General features: G+C 50.2%; 14 protein-coding genes. 12 read left to right on the forward strand and 2 right to left on the reverse strand.

Annotation, left to right across the window (positions count from 1 at the left end; genetic code table 11):
* The first annotated feature begins 100 nt into the window (after positions 1 to 100).
* The 7 genes from M1D70_RS13280 (at position 101) to M1D70_RS13310 (ending at position 5,536) form a co-directional block, all read left to right on the forward strand.
* On the forward strand, positions 101 to 955 hold the full coding sequence (locus M1D70_RS13280) for a manganese catalase family protein (protein WP_009593571.1): 855 nt from the start codon (positions 101 to 103) through the stop codon (positions 953 to 955).
* Between the two features lie 238 nt (positions 956 to 1,193).
* Complete coding sequence (locus tag M1D70_RS13285; RefSeq protein WP_456290081.1) at positions 1,194 to 2,177, forward strand: phosphotransferase; 984 nt, start codon at positions 1,194 to 1,196, stop codon at positions 2,175 to 2,177.
* A 15-nt stretch (positions 2,178 to 2,192) separates the two neighbouring features.
* Complete coding sequence (locus M1D70_RS13290) at positions 2,193 to 2,729, forward strand: GNAT family N-acetyltransferase (protein ID WP_456290082.1); 537 nt, start codon at positions 2,193 to 2,195, stop codon at positions 2,727 to 2,729.
* A 171-nt stretch (positions 2,730 to 2,900) separates the two neighbouring features.
* Positions 2,901 to 3,482 (forward strand): RNA polymerase sigma factor, encoded by a 582-nt coding sequence (locus M1D70_RS13295; protein ID WP_456290083.1) that lies wholly within the window; start codon positions 2,901 to 2,903, stop codon positions 3,480 to 3,482.
* A 128-nt stretch (positions 3,483 to 3,610) separates the two neighbouring features.
* A complete protein-coding gene (locus M1D70_RS13300; RefSeq protein ID WP_456290084.1) occupies positions 3,611 to 4,402 on the forward strand; it encodes a hypothetical protein in 792 nt (263 codons plus the stop codon).
* A gap of 113 nt (positions 4,403 to 4,515) precedes the next feature.
* The gene (locus M1D70_RS13305) at positions 4,516 to 5,298 is read left to right on the forward strand and encodes a hypothetical protein (RefSeq protein WP_456290085.1); all 783 of its coding nucleotides are present in this window, start codon (positions 4,516 to 4,518) and stop codon (positions 5,296 to 5,298) included.
* A gap of 121 nt (positions 5,299 to 5,419) precedes the next feature.
* Positions 5,420 to 5,536, forward strand: a complete 117-nt coding sequence (locus M1D70_RS13310; RefSeq protein ID WP_009593567.1) for a hypothetical protein — start codon at positions 5,420 to 5,422, stop codon at positions 5,534 to 5,536.
* Positions 5,537 to 5,586: 50 nt separating this feature from the next.
* Here M1D70_RS13310 and M1D70_RS13315 read toward each other — a convergent pair whose 3' ends face one another.
* On the reverse strand, positions 5,587 to 6,645 hold the full coding sequence (locus tag M1D70_RS13315) for an anthranilate phosphoribosyltransferase (protein WP_009593481.1): 1,059 nt from the start codon (positions 6,643 to 6,645) through the stop codon (positions 5,587 to 5,589).
* On the reverse strand, positions 6,642 to 7,265 hold the full coding sequence (locus M1D70_RS13320; protein WP_009593568.1) for an ANTAR domain-containing response regulator: 624 nt from the start codon (positions 7,263 to 7,265) through the stop codon (positions 6,642 to 6,644). The genes M1D70_RS13315 and M1D70_RS13320 overlap by 4 nt, the downstream gene beginning before the upstream one ends.
* A gap of 351 nt (positions 7,266 to 7,616) precedes the next feature.
* Between M1D70_RS13320 and nirB the strand changes: the two genes are divergently transcribed.
* From nirB to M1D70_RS13345, 5 genes are all read left to right on the forward strand, one after another.
* Entirely contained in the window at positions 7,617 to 10,049 is a 2,433-nt protein-coding gene (nirB, locus tag M1D70_RS13325; protein ID WP_456290086.1) for a nitrite reductase large subunit NirB, read from the forward strand.
* A 13-nt stretch (positions 10,050 to 10,062) separates the two neighbouring features.
* Complete coding sequence (nirD, locus tag M1D70_RS13330) at positions 10,063 to 10,383, forward strand: nitrite reductase small subunit NirD (protein ID WP_009593537.1); 321 nt, start codon at positions 10,063 to 10,065, stop codon at positions 10,381 to 10,383.
* Between the two features lie 83 nt (positions 10,384 to 10,466).
* Positions 10,467 to 11,342 carry a formate/nitrite transporter family protein gene (locus M1D70_RS13335; protein ID WP_009593541.1) on the forward strand — a complete coding sequence of 292 codons (876 nt, stop codon included), beginning with the start codon at positions 10,467 to 10,469 and terminating at the stop codon, positions 11,340 to 11,342.
* Positions 11,343 to 11,350: 8 nt separating this feature from the next.
* Entirely contained in the window at positions 11,351 to 12,106 is a 756-nt protein-coding gene (gene cobA / locus M1D70_RS13340) for a uroporphyrinogen-III C-methyltransferase (RefSeq protein ID WP_139084020.1), read from the forward strand.
* Between the two features lie 311 nt (positions 12,107 to 12,417).
* Positions 12,418 to 14,067, forward strand: coding sequence for an FAD-binding dehydrogenase (locus M1D70_RS13345; protein ID WP_456290087.1), 1,650 nt, complete (start codon positions 12,418 to 12,420; stop codon positions 14,065 to 14,067).
* Positions 14,068 to 14,125: the final 58 nt, after the last annotated feature.

Genomic DNA, 14,125 nt, shown 5'->3' on the forward strand with positions numbered 1-14,125 from the left:
AAATTTGCAGGAAATCATTGTATCGGGTGCAGACGCATGGAAAAAGAGGGCTCAACGCAAACTGGATTGGTGACCATTTGAAAAAGCGGAGGATATGCACATGTATTTTTATAAAGAGGATCTGATCAACCTGATCGTTCCGGATAAACCGGATCCCGCAGCTGCGAAAGTGCTGCAAGAAACGTTAGGCGGCCGATTCGGGGAGATGCGGACGATGATGCAGTTTTTCTTTCAGAGCAGCAATTTTCGAGGAAAGGCAACGCAGTACCGCGACTTGATCCGCGGCGTTTTTTTGGAAGAAATCAGCCATGTCGAATTGGTTCAACATACAATCAACCAGCTGCTTACCGGTGCTGGCGCAGAAGGCGCGGGTAATTCCGGCACGGATGCGGCCCCGCTGAATGAAGCGATTAAACATGCGAATCCGCATCATTTTATTATGGGAGCCCAAAGTTCTTTGCCTGTGGACGCCGCCGGAAATCCGTGGATGGGAAATTACGTGTACGATCACGGCAATCTGGTAGGTAATTTGCTCGATAATGTTGTACTTGAATCTACGGGAGTGCTTCAAAAAACACGAATTTATGAGATGAGTACGAACAAGGCCTTCCGCGAAACGTTGGCTTTCCTCATCGTGCGGGATAATGCACATCAAAATGCTTTTGCAAAAGCTTTGGAGACGCTAGGCGTGGAATGGGGCAAAATATTTCCTGTTCCGAATTATGACATTCATAAATACCCGGAATGTCAGAAGTACGTTGATATGGGCTTCCATAACGCTCAGTTCAATTTCAGGCTGGATGATACACGCATCGGCGAAATTTTTAGCGGTCAAACACCTAGCAGAAACGGCGGAGAATTACAAGTGGTTCAACCGCCGGAGGGTTTCCCGTTACCTGTGATGCCGGAGCTTGCCAACGAGCACGCACCCGGTTTATACGATTTGAATCAGTAAGTCTGCACGGATACGGATTTACAGGTTATCGAACAACAAGAGGCAGTCATCGGGCTGCTTCTTTTTTTGCATGCTTCTTTTTTTTGCATGCTTCTGTTGCGCGTGAAGTCATGAGAGCTTATTGTTTTTTTTGTGATTACGACGTACCGCGGCTTGTATAAAAAATAATTATAATCATACGGCCTATATATAAGAGTTTGTCGAGGATGATACCCTTGAGTGCAAGGAGGGATTTGGATTGAGTTTATTTCCTGTCACTTACTCGCTTCTGTCTAAACAAGCGGTAGGGTTACATATCCAACACCATTATGAGATCGGTTCCGTTATGAAAATTCAGTATTTCTTGCGGGGTATGAACGATACGTACGCAGTTGAAACAGATGTTGATAAGTATATCTTCCGCATCTATAGGGCTGATCGAAGAAGCCGGCCTGACATCGAGTTTGAATTGGAATTGCTGCGGTTTCTCCGTGCGAACGGGATCAGCGTGTCAGAGCCCGTTCCGGGAAAAGACGGCGCGTACCTTAGCGGATTTAACGTCATGGAGGGAACCCGGTACGGGGTTCTATTTCAATATGCGGAAGGACAAGAGATGCCGATTCACGCCGCAGCGGACAGTTACCGGTTCGGTAAATCCATCGGCCATATGCATAAGGTGGCGGATCAATTTGAAAGTCGGTTTGCAAGGGAACGGCTAGATATGGAGTTTCTTATAGAGCGGCCTTTATCCATCATCAGATCCTATATGGAGCATCGGTTGACGGATGTTAACTACCTTAGTGAAATGGCAACGGAACTTAAGAAACGAATCTCGGAGCTTAAGGTTCAAGGTTTAGATTGGGGCGTGTGCCACGGAGATTTGCACGGCAATACGAATGCTGCATGGACAGAGGACGGAAAGCTGACCCATTATGATTTTGATTTATGCGGTTACGGCTGGAGAGCTTACGATATTGCGGAGTTTAGGCTGGCCAGAGAAATACATAGCAGACATGACCCGGAGGAAGTCGAAAGATTATGGGACGCCTTTCTGAGTGGGTATTGCAGCGTCAGATCTCTCAGCGAAAATGATCTTGCTGCTGTCCCTGTATTTGTTGCCGTTCGGCAGCTTTGGCTCTTTGGTCTATGTTTTCGCAATTCGGAATTTGTGGGCATTGCCGACATTGATGAAGGTTTTATAGATAGCAAAATGCAGTATTTCAAGAGTTTGGAATATGTCTAGGATGGAGGGAAATATATGAAAGTTACCGTGGAGTTAAGCGATGCTTCCGCCAAATTTATGATTAACAATCTATATCCGCTATATTTGCACGATTTATCGGAGATATGGGGGTGGAAGCCGAATCGATACGGCGTCTTTGAGGATGACGATACTAGAACCTTATATGACCAGAATCAAGTTTTTGATATATGGTGGGAGAAGCCCTTGGTTTTGTTTCCCTATCTGATTCGAGTGGAAGGTATCCCGGCAGGGTTCGCCCTCGTAGCAACCCCGCCGTACACTTTTGGCAGTGAATTTTATATGAATGAGTTTTTTGTTATGAAGCCCTTCCGGGGCAAACATGTTGCTGAGAATGCTGCATCGCAAGTGTTCGGCAAGCATGATGGCAGCTGGGAAGTCCAGACGAATGCCACCGATCGCAATAAGCGGGCGCAGGCATTCTGGAGAAAGACGATGCACAACTATGTTTCGCCCTCTCGCATGCAGGAATTTGTTGCAACGAGGAACGACAAAGAGATGCTGATCTTTCAGTTTGTATCCTCGCGGGAGTAAAGTCTGACACATATATATGTCTTCTAAACAAAAGAAGTGATCGACATGGCGAAAAAACAATTCATACTTGAGGTATGAGTTGTTTTTTATTTATGTTTCGGGTGTCCCTTTTTTGGAAGATGAGGGGTTATACAGACGTAAATAAGATTTACACGGAGGTGCGTCTTCGAATTGGATTCGATCGAGGAGTACGTGGGACGTGTTAAGGCCGGTGAGGTGGATTGTTTCGAGCCTATCGTCGAAACGTACAAAAAACAGATTTACATATACTGCTGCCGAATGCTCGGCTGCAAGCAGGATGCGCAGGATGCCGTCCAGGATATCTTCATCAAAGCGTTTACCAAGCTTAATACCTATGAAGCCAAGGTTTCATTCTCATCATGGTTGTACAAGATTGCATACCATCATTGTCTCAATATTCTACGTAAGCGACGGGTTCGCATGCGAGTAAGCCGACTGATCAAACCGGCGGGTTATGCTGATAGCGTGGAAGAGACGCTGGAGCGCAAATGGTTTAGCGAACCGCTGGAATATGCCATGACCAAGCTCTCGGTAGAGGAGCGTAATCTGCTCGTGTTGCGGGTTTTTGAAGATAAACCATTTACGGAGATTGCGCAGATTCTGGATAAGAATCTAAGCGCGGTGAAGAAAAAATATGCTCGGATGAAACAGAAAGTCATCAAGCTGATCCAGGAGAAGGAGGTGACGGGGTTATGCGAGATTCGGGACAGTCGGAGCAAGATCGAATTCTGAGAAGCATGGAATTGCACTCTGTGGATGAAGAAGTTGACGTGACCCCCGCCATCATGCATAAGGTACGTCTAATTCACCGGAAGAAACACGGTAGAAATGGCAATCGGAAGAAAACCTTAATTATTGCAATGCTTACTGCAATTTTGATTCTTTCGTCGCTTAGTGTTTACGCAAGTCAATACTTGATACAGATCAAGAACAAGGAAGGCGAAGTCATTCTGTCGACCATAAAGCCATGGGAATATTCCGAATCGGAATATAACGCCAAACGTGTAAAAGAGACGGAAGAAGAGCTGAGAAAGAGGTTAAAGCCGGGAGAACAGGCGGTGTTTTATATCAAGGACCTGCATATGACTCCACTCGTCAAAGAACAACCTCTGAAATATTTTTATATGTTGACTAAGCATTCGAATTATCAGGAACTCGCAAAAGAAATCGAGGAAAAAAACGCTCCCGTGCTTCTAGAGCCAGATTATGTACCGGAAGGGTATCGATTTGATTATGGACAGATTCAAATTAGGAACGAGCCCGTATGGGGTACACCGGAGTATGAAACTCTTCTGAATGAACTCAAAGAGCAGGCTGAGCAGTCGGATGAAGAACAGGGACTGTTCTTTAAGATTGTTCCTTGGTACAAGATTGCATCTACAGGAATGGAATATCGTAAAGATGAAAACCGGATCAAGATGGTAGCTTTTGCCCGAGAGAAGGGCTCCAAGGCCGGGGTGCCCACAAACCAAGCCGTAAAAATAAAGGTGAAAGGGAAAGAAATGATTCTGTCAGCCAGTCCATCCAGCCCTTCGCGCAGCTTGACTTGGCTCAGCGACAGCGAAGAGGTGCTGTATATAATTACGGATGACCCAAAGGATCCGTTGTCCAAGGATGAGTTTGCGAAGATTGCGGCAGGGCTTATTCCGTAAAGGTATCCGATTTCTTTACAAAATGTCCCTTTTGATGACGGCAAGGTGTTATACGAGATGTTAATAAAACCAACTCAAAAGGCTTTGCCGCCGAAAGGAGCACGAATGGTAACATGATAAAAAACAAGGTAAAAGTCGCATTACTTCTCGCAGCCACGATGATGGTTGGATCTGTCAACGCATACGCAGCCAGTACCGAAAGCGTATCGATTTCGAAGACGATGTCTGCCAAACCGGAGAAGGGAATCGTTTCATATGACGATCAAATCAAGGACTTGGTCAACAGACTTAAGCCAGGTCAGATGATTGCCTACTATGCTGCCGATCAGGAATTTAACCGGACAGATCAAATCTACTTCGCATCCAAAGGCTTTGCTTTCACTAAGTATACGGATTATTTGGCGAAGTCGAAGGCAATGAGTGCACCGTCCCTGACCAAGCCTTCAATCTTGCCGAAAGGGTACACTTTCAAGAACGCGGTTGTTTACTTAAAGAGTCCTGAAAGAACGTCGAGCCTATACAAGAAGCTGGACAAGGAATTGAAGGGGAAGGCTGCGAACGGCGAGAAGTTCGTGTATTCCGATATCATGAAGGTGAATGAAGCATCCGCCGCGATTCTGAACTATGAAAAAGGCAAAGTAAAGCTTCAAGTCGTAGCGAGTGATATCGTTCCCGAACAGCCGATAGGCGGAACGCCCGTACCGCAGGAGAAACCGAACGAATCCAAGGAAACCATCGTCATTAACGGTGTTGAATGTGTTTACACCGCCGACTCGAAGGGAAGGAATCACCTGGATTGGGTGGATGAGGAGCATCAGATTCGTTATAGCATTTGGGCGGAAGACGTCAAGTCTGATATTCTTCGCTATGCCCGAATTATGCTGGCTCCAAAATAGAAGCTCTTCCTTATGATCCGTCGATGCAATAACCCATGTTTTTATTTTTGCTCTAAAGTCTAAGCTCTTTCATATAACAAGCATAGGATATTGTGTTCCGAAAATAAAGGAGGTTAGAACCATGGGTGAAGTTGCTGGATACAATGGCGGAGGATACGGATCGGTTGGAGCGGTGCTGGTTCTCTTTATTCTCTTGGTCATCATCTTGTCTGCTTTCGGATTCGGATTTGGAGTTTAATAGGTTATGAAAAAAACCCGCACCGTTTACCCGGTGCGGGTTTCTTCCGTTCATTGCGAGGCATGCCTTCCCATTGACGAGACCGCATCGGATTCTGTAAGCAAGGACAACCATTTGTTATATAACTCCCATGGTTTCCCTGAATCCAGCAATGCTTTGCAGGTATATATCCCTTCTTCGACGGACCTGACCTTGTCCGCCAACTGTAAACGTACCGCGCCATTCAGCAGCACCTGGTAGATAAAAGCGAGATTCCCTTTGCCTAGCAGAACCTCCGCCGTAGCGTCAGCTTGTTCGGAAGGAGTCCAGCCGATGTCCGGAACCGGTACATCTAGCCCGTACGCCTCGGGATCGATGATCTGCAGGCAGGCCTTACCGTTCTCGATCCGGTATGTCCGCGTGGGCCGGTGAATGAATAGTTCATCGGAGCCTTCACTGCCTTGAATAATGATCGCTTTACGATAATCGAGTTTCATGATCAGTCGGCTTAACCGGTCAAAGACCGTATTATGGTAAACGCCGAAGGTTAAATACGGGGAATGGGAATAATCGACGAACTTTTCCGCCGTGTTGAGCACGGTCCGCATCCCCAGTTCCTCGCGAATCGGGCGAAGGTGCTTCAGCGGAGGGCACCATTCTTCCGCATCTACATATAATACGCCCGTCTGTTTGGCCGCCCTGATGCATGAGTCTTTTGCCAATGCCGGTCCGGTTATTCCTTTCGCTGCGAGTATATCCGACAAGGTGATCCCCCACTTTGGAGGGAGGGATGCAGTCCCGTGCAGCGTAACGGGCAGATCGGCAGCCGCGAGGACAAACGCAGTGGCTAACGTCGAGAAAAAAGAAGACTTTCTGCCGTCATAAGGACCTGCGCAGTCGATACCCGCATGTAGAAACGAACGGTCCGCATATTCACGACTGACCTTCACGAATGCTTCCAATTCTTCCACGCTTTCCATCTTGATGCGTTCAGCGATGAAAAAGGCCCCGATCTGCGCAGGAGTAGCCTCTGCACCCAGAATCGATGCTGCAGCCTGAAGGGCTTCCTCGTAAGTCAGGTCCCGAGCGCCGCGTTTGCCGCGGCCGACTTCTTTCAATAAGTGGATCATGATTTTTTGGCACCTCCTGAACCGGTCTCTTGCAGCAATTGATACAGCTTAACGATCGAGGTGGCGACGTCCACCATTCTTTTTCTTTCATTCATCGCCTGTTTGCGCAGGACATCGTAGGCTTCGGATTCCGAAATTTGTTTCATTTCGCATAAAATGCCTTTGGCCATATCAATCCATTTTCGTTCTTCAATGCGGGCTAGGAGCTGCGTTTTTTCGTCATGCCACTGTTGACGTTCGTAAAAATGCTTTGAACTAAAATGAAGCGTCCAATGCAGCTCATGCTCCTTCATGGTGGGGAATAAAAGCCCATCAATTGTAACATCATCTTCACATGCTTCGAGAGATTGCGAAGCGGCATGATCGCTGCACCACCACAGAACCGGCACGCGCTTTTGTTGTTCAAGGGTGCTGCACCATGGCTTGATCGATGCGACCGGAAGATGGAGAACCGTTCCGTCAGCCTCCATGATTCCGGCCAACGCTTGCTTCTCATTGCGAGCAAGGTGGATCTTATATCCGTATGAACGAAGGATAAATTCCGGAAGAAGCGCCTTGGCAGCTGTGTCACTTCGCTCTGAAGCAGGGACCGGATGGTGGATAACCAGCAATGAACGCATGGATTGACGCTCCCTTCATAAATGAAATCCTGTCAGTGGTTAAGCTTTAGCACAAAACAGAAACTATGTTAATTTATATAACATAAATCACAAGTGAATGTCGATAATTAATTAATTTTCTTATTTTCGTGTCAAATATGTTGACAGAACTCAAATGCGTAGTGTATATTTCCCTCAAGAACTTTATACTTCCCGGATACAACGGTGTATCCCATTAGCGGCAAAGAAGCCTGTTTTCGTTCCCGGTAAGAGTGTGCCAACTCTACTGGATCGAATGCAGGCTATTTTGGTTTTTAAAGATTTGTTGATGGATGAGTAGATCGAAGGTGTTAGACGGAGGGAGAGCGAACCATGACAAAAAAGAAGTTAGTGATGATCGGGAATGGCATGGCAGGAGTAAGGGCTATCGAGCATTTAATCAAGCTTGCGCCCGAAGCGTATGAGATTACGATATTCGGAGCGGAACCTCATCCGAACTACAATCGGATCATGCTGTCATCCGTGCTCGCAGGCGGAACCGATCTGAAGGAAATCATTATTAATGATTGGGATTGGTACAAGGAGAACCGGATCCAATTGCATGCAGGCCATACGGTGAACCGGATCGACACGCTGCATCGCAAAGTATTCTCCGAGCAAGGAGCTGTCGCTCCATATGATGCTTTGATTATTGCGACCGGATCCAATCCGTTTATGCTGCCTTTGCCGGGTGCCGACAAGGAAGGCGTGATCGCATTTAGGGACATCCAGGATTGCGAAACGATGGTGAAGACGTCGCAGCAATATAAGAAAGCGGTGGTCATCGGCGGAGGCCTCTTGGGCCTGGAGGCCGCTCGAGGTCTTCTGCATCTGGGCATGGATGTATCCGTGGTTCATCTGAATCCCTATTTAATGGAACGGCAATTGGACGAGACGGCAGCCAAAATGCTGCAGCGTGAGCTCGAAACACAAGGAATGACGTTTTTGCTGAATAAAAATTCGGAATCGATCTCGGGTCGGAAGCGGGTGAGGGCGCTCCATTTTACGGACGGGAGCAGCGTCGAGACCGACCTGATCGTGATGGCCGTCGGGATCAAGCCAAACGTCTCTTTGGCACAGTCCTCCGGAATTGAGGTTAACCGCGGAATCGTCGTTAACGACTATATGGAGACGAACGTCCCCGGCGTCTATGCGGTGGGCGAATGCGCGGAGCATCGGGGTATCGCTTATGGTCTTGTAGCCCCGCTGTACGAACAAGGAGCGGTACTCGCCAAGCATCTGGCAGGTGTGGAGACGAGTGGATATGCCGGTTCCGTCACGTCAACGAAATTAAAGGTATCCGGTGTGGATGTATTCTCCGCAGGTCATTTTGCAGACCCGGAAGGAACCAGATCCATGCGATATCAAGATGAGGTCGAAGGGGTATACAAAAAAATCGTCGTCCGCGAAGACCGGCTCATCGGGGCTGTTATGTTCGGCGATACGGGGGATGGACCGAAGCTGTTTTCGCTCATGAAGAGCGGGGAATCCATCAAGGGCAGAGAGAAAGAGCTTCTGTTAGGCTTCGCGCCTAATGCAGGCGTTGTATCAACGGAGCAGCGGCTGGCTCAGCTGGCGGATGATGAGATCATTTGCGGCTGTAACGGCGTATCGAAAGAAGCGATCAAAGATGCCATTCTTACGAAGAATTGCAATACCGTCGCATCCGTTAAAGCTTGTACCAAAGCTTCGGGATCCTGCGGCGGCTGCAAACCTCTTGTCGAGGGACTCGTTCAATTATACGCCGGGGATGCTGCCGGGGAGCCGGTAAAAGAAGGGATATGCGGGTGTACTTCGCTGGGGCGGGATGAAATCATCGCCGAGATCACCCGTCTTGGACTGGGTACCGTGAAAGAAGTGATGAACGTGCTGGGATGGGATAATCCGGAGGGGTGCTCCAAGTGCCGTCCATCGCTGAACTACTATCTCGGCATGCTGTTTCCGGAATCCTACGTGGACGAGAAGGAATCGCGTTTCACGAACGAGCGGTACCATGCCAATATTCAGAAGGATGGCACGTATTCCGTGGTGCCTCGGATATACGGTGGGGTGACGTCACCTTCTGAGCTAAAGAAAATCGCCGAGATTGCGGAAAAATTCGATGTGCCGATGGTCAAGATTACGGGCGGACAGCGGATCGATCTGCTCGGCGTCAAGAAGGAGGATCTGCCGAGGATGTGGGAGGAGCTGGATATGCCTTCCGGTTATGCTTACGGTAAAGCCCTCCGTACGGTTAAAACTTGCGTAGGGTCCACGTTTTGCCGATTCGGCACGCAGGACTCCATAGGTATGGGCGTGCGTTTGGAGAAAGAATTTGAGCGGCTGAGCACCCCGGCCAAAGTGAAACTGGCGGTTTCCGGATGTCCTCGGAACTGCGCGGAAGCCACCATTAAGGATTTTGGCGTTGTGGCAATTGATGGCGGCTGGGAACTGCACGTCGGCGGCAATGGAGGCGTTCATGTCCGGGCCACGGAATTGTTATGCATCGTAAAGACCGAAGACGAGGTGGTCGAATGGGCGGGAGCCTTTATCCAATATTACCGCGAGAACGCACAATGGAATGAACGGACGTCGGTTTGGATCGAGCGAGTGGGTCTGGAGCATGTGAAACAAGCATTGGAGAAGAAAGAGGATCGCGACGCTCTTGTTTCCAGAATAAAGCTGTCTTTAAGCAAGCAAAAGGATCCGTGGAAGGAGATTACGTCAGACAGCGGGCTTCGTAAAAATTTCGTGCCTTTGCCTGACGCCGAAGCTGTGACGAAATAGGGGGAGAACCAATATGGCGAAACTGCATGTAGGATACGTGAACGAAATCGATCCTAAGGGATCAAGAACCATTGAAATCGGGGGAACGGAAATTGCGCTGTTCCGCTTGTCGGACGGGAATATTCTGGCCGTCGAAAACAAGTGCCCGCATAAAGGAGGCAAGCTTTCGGAAGGTATGGTGTGCGGGAAGCAAGTGCACTGTCCACTTCATGATTGGAAAATCGATCTGTGCAGCGGACAGGTTCAAGAGCCGGACACGGGTCATGTAAACACATATCAGATTGAAGTGGATCCGGCAAACGGCGCGATTTACTTGCTGGATCGTACAGCTTAACGCGTTGTCAGTCATATTCCGCTGTCATGTCTGAGGCTGTCATAAATGTTAAGGATTGATTTCATTAGAAGGAGTAGACCGACATGGATTACGTGAAACCGGATCAGGTGATGCATGACATGATCGAGGCTGGGGCCGCGAAGGCGCGGCTGAAGATTTCGCAGATGCTTATTCGCGGCATACTGTCCGGCGCTATCCTGGCATGCGCCACCACGCTAGCATTTACAGCTTCGACCCAAACGAATATCCCGATGGCGGGCGCGCTCCTATTTCCGGTTGGCTTCGTCATCATTGTAATGCTGGGTTTAGAGCTGGTCACCGGAAGCTTTGCACTCTTACCGTTAGCCGTCCTGCAGAAGAAGGCTTCAACGGCTTCTATGCTAGCGAATTATGGATGGGTCATTCTCGGACATGTGATAGGCTGTCTGATCTATGGGGGGCTCTATGCGCTTACTGCGACCAAGATGGGGACGGATATGAGTCATCCGCTGGTTCGGATGATCATTGAAGCAAGCGAGACGAAGACAATCGGCTACAAGGAGCTAGGCACGAGCGGCTTGCTATTGGTATTGATCAAGGCTATGCTCTGCAACTGGATGGTGACGCTTGGCGTTGTCATGGCGTTTACCTCAAGCTCAACGATAGGAAAAATCGTCGCCATGTGGCTGCCGATCCTGCTCTTCTTCGGCCAAGGATTCGAGCATGCCGTCGTCAATATGTTCGTGATCCCCGCAGGCATGATGCTGGGTGCGAATGTCAGTATGACTGATTGGTGGTTCTGGAATCAAATCCCCGTGCTTATAGGTAACTTTATCGGCGGATCGGTATTTACCGGGGCGATGCTGTACTTTGCCCAATACGGATTCGGTAAGAGACGCGGGGTTACGCGGATGGCGACCGGCTATTCAGGCCGCGGGATAATGGAGGCGACGGCAGTTTCCGTCGAGAAAAGACGATGAGGCCGGGCATGGTGTATATCGTCGGCGCAGGCCCGGGAGACCCGGAGCTGATTACGTTGAAAGCCCTCCGGCGTATCCAGGAAGCGGACGTCATCATGTACGATCGGCTGGTGAACGATGAGCTGTTGAATTACGCGAAGAAGGATGCTTTGCTTGTATACTGCGGCAAGGCACCCGGACGCCATTCTCTTCCGCAGGAAAGGATCAACGAGAACATGGTGGCCTTTGCCCTAGACGGTCATCATGTCGTCAGACTCAAGGGAGGCGATCCGCTGATCTTCGGTCGAGGAGGAGAAGAAGCTTGCGAATTGGCTGCACGCGGCATTCCCTTCGAATTCGTGCCAGGCGTTACCTCGGCTGTGGGCGCTTCCTCGTCCTCAGGAATTCCTCTGACTCACCGCGGAGCCAGTACCTCGGTTGCTTTTGTCAGCGGAACGAGCTGCCATGGTAATGAGCAGAGCGTGAGGTGGGACTTGCTGGCGCACAGCGTGGATACGCTTGTGGTGTACATGGGTGTCAGCAGAATGGAAGGCATCTGTAAAGAGATGATCGCTCACGGCAAGCCGCCGTGGACTCCCGCCGCCATCGTCGAGCAAGGAACCTGGGCGGAAGAGAGAATCTTCACGGGTACGCTCGGAACCATCTACAGGATTTCTCATCGGATGAACGTGAAAAATCCGGCCCTGCTGATCATCGGAGAAGTGGTGCGGGTCAGAGAGCAGCTCCTGAAACTGGCGGCGGAGGCGCAGGAGAAGACCGGTTAACCCTTGCGCAGACATGAGGAGATGGATGCGCAGCCTACAATTACGCTAGAACGATACGAAGATACTTTTAACCATGGAGTGAACCCTTCTTGATTTGGGGTTCACTTTATTTTGCTGTGGAACATGTTAGCGGGGATGGGAAGGCATACAATAATACGGACCAGGCATTCGAGAGTAGCCGATTCTATGCCGTTGCAAGGAGGAAAACGCTTACATCGTAAAGAATATCATGTTAACGCCATCTGTAACGATCAAGCTGGAGTGAAGTTGAAATTATTTGTTTTAGTAAAGGGAAAGAACGGGGGAAATGCATGAAATATGACGTCATCGTGGTAGGAGCCGGCTTATCGGGTCTCGTGGCTACCGCCGAAATGGCCGGGGCCGGCAAACGGGTGCTGCTGCTTGACCAGGAACCGGAAAGCTCTATTGGCGGGCAGGCATGGTGGTCTTTTGGCGGTTTATTCCTTGTCGATTCGCCCGAACAGAGAAGACTGGGAATCCGGGACTCCCGTGAACTGGCATGGCAGGATTGGCTTGGAGCCGCTGGTTTCGATCGGGAGGAGGACGAGGATCTGTGGGGGCGGAAATGGGCTGAGGCCTATGTCGACTTTGCCGCCGGCGAGAAGCGGGCATGGCTGCATTCGTTAGGAATTCGCTTCTTCCCTGTCGTTGGCTGGGCGGAACGCGGCGGATATCTCGCCGAGGGCCACGGCAATTCCGTTCCGCGTTTTCATATTGTGTGGGGAACAGGCCCAGGTGTCGTACAGCCATTTGAGTCCAGGGTCAGAGACGCCATTCGTTCCGGCGTCGTTGATTATCGTCCGCGTCACCAAGCCGATGAGCTGATTACGCGCGAGAATGCCGTCATCGGAGTAAGGGGCTCGGTACTTGCACCGAGTTCGGCCGGCCGGGGCGAAGAAAGCTCCCGCGAGGTCGTCGGCGACTATGAATATTATGCGGAGGCTGTGGTTGTCTCCAGCGGAGGTATCGGCGCCAACCACGAGCTGATCAGGCAGCATTGGCCGTCCCGGCTAGGCAAGCCTCCACGAGCGATGCTCTCCGGCGTTCCCGCGCATGTGGACGGACGGATGCTGGGCATAACGGAGCAAGCCGGCGGGCGGGTCGTCAATCGAGACCGGATGTGGCACTACACGGAAGGGATTAAGAACTGGGACCCGGTATGGTCCAAGCACGGCATCCGGATACTGCCGGGTCCATCGTCAATATGGCTTGATGCCAAGGGGCAACGGCTTCCTGCTCCGAATTTCCCGGGCTTCGATACGCTGGGAACCCTGAAAGCCATTCAGGATACGGGTTTTGACTATTCCTGGTTCCTTCTGACCAGAAAGGTCATTGAGAAGGAATTTGCCCTATCCGGCTCTGAACAAAACCCGGATTTGACCGGAAAGAGCATCCGAAAAGTGCTTGGAAGAGCAGGCTCGGGCATTCCTGGCCCTGTGCAGGCATTTCTGGATCACGGCGAGGATTTTGTTGTCGCCGATTCGCTGCCCGAGCTTGTGGACGGCATGAATAAGCTTGCAGGCAGCGATCTGGTCAAGCTGGACGATTTGAAGCGTCAGCTTGCCGCAAGAGACCGCGAGATGGACCAGGCTTTTACCAAGGACCTGCAGATTACGGCGCTCCGGGGAGCAAGGAATTATATAGGCGATCGCTTGGTGCGCGTAGCCAAGCCGCATAAATTTCTTGATCCGGCCCATGGGCCATTGATTGCGGTGCGCCTGCATATTCTTAGCCGGAAAACACTGGGCGGGCTTCAAACGGATCTATCGGGGAGGGTGCTGAGTGCATCCGGCGATCCGGTTCCCGGGCTCTACGCGGTCGGAGAAGCGGCCGGCTTTGGTGGTGGGGGCGTTCATGGTTACCGTGCATTGGAGGGAACGTTTTTGGGCGGCTGCCTGTTTACGGGAAGACAGGCGGGACGGAGCATTGCAAAGCTGTAAGTTTCAGTCGGTCGTCCTTCATTGGAAAATTGTGCAAAAGGCACCTTATTGTTATCAT

It is taken from the genome of Paenibacillus sp. AK002 (genome assembly GCF_053903045.1).

Bases quoted from the DNA above. Each gene is read 5' to 3' on its own strand.
- M1D70_RS13280 (WP_009593571.1), top strand. From the start codon at position 101: ATGTATTTTTATAAAGAGGATCTGATCAACCTGATCGTTCCGGATAAA.
- M1D70_RS13290 (WP_456290082.1), top strand. From the start codon at position 2,193: ATGAAAGTTACCGTGGAGTTAAGCGATGCTTCCGCCAAATTTATGATT.
- M1D70_RS13300 (WP_456290084.1), top strand. From the start codon at position 3,611: ATGCTTACTGCAATTTTGATTCTTTCGTCGCTTAGTGTTTACGCAAGT.
- M1D70_RS13305 (WP_456290085.1), top strand. From the start codon at position 4,516: ATGATAAAAAACAAGGTAAAAGTCGCATTACTTCTCGCAGCCACGATG.
- M1D70_RS13310 (WP_009593567.1), top strand. From the start codon at position 5,420: ATGGGTGAAGTTGCTGGATACAATGGCGGAGGATACGGATCGGTTGGA.
- M1D70_RS13315 (WP_009593481.1), bottom strand. From the start codon at position 6,645: ATGATCCACTTATTGAAAGAAGTCGGCCGCGGCAAACGCGGCGCTCGG.
- M1D70_RS13320 (WP_009593568.1), bottom strand. From the start codon at position 7,265: ATGCGTTCATTGCTGGTTATCCACCATCCGGTCCCTGCTTCAGAGCGA.
- nirB (WP_456290086.1), top strand. From the start codon at position 7,617: ATGACAAAAAAGAAGTTAGTGATGATCGGGAATGGCATGGCAGGAGTA.
- nirD (WP_009593537.1), top strand. From the start codon at position 10,063: ATGGCGAAACTGCATGTAGGATACGTGAACGAAATCGATCCTAAGGGA.
- M1D70_RS13335 (WP_009593541.1), top strand. From the start codon at position 10,467: ATGGATTACGTGAAACCGGATCAGGTGATGCATGACATGATCGAGGCT.
- cobA (WP_139084020.1), top strand. From the start codon at position 11,351: ATGGTGTATATCGTCGGCGCAGGCCCGGGAGACCCGGAGCTGATTACG.
- M1D70_RS13345 (WP_456290087.1), top strand. From the start codon at position 12,418: ATGAAATATGACGTCATCGTGGTAGGAGCCGGCTTATCGGGTCTCGTG.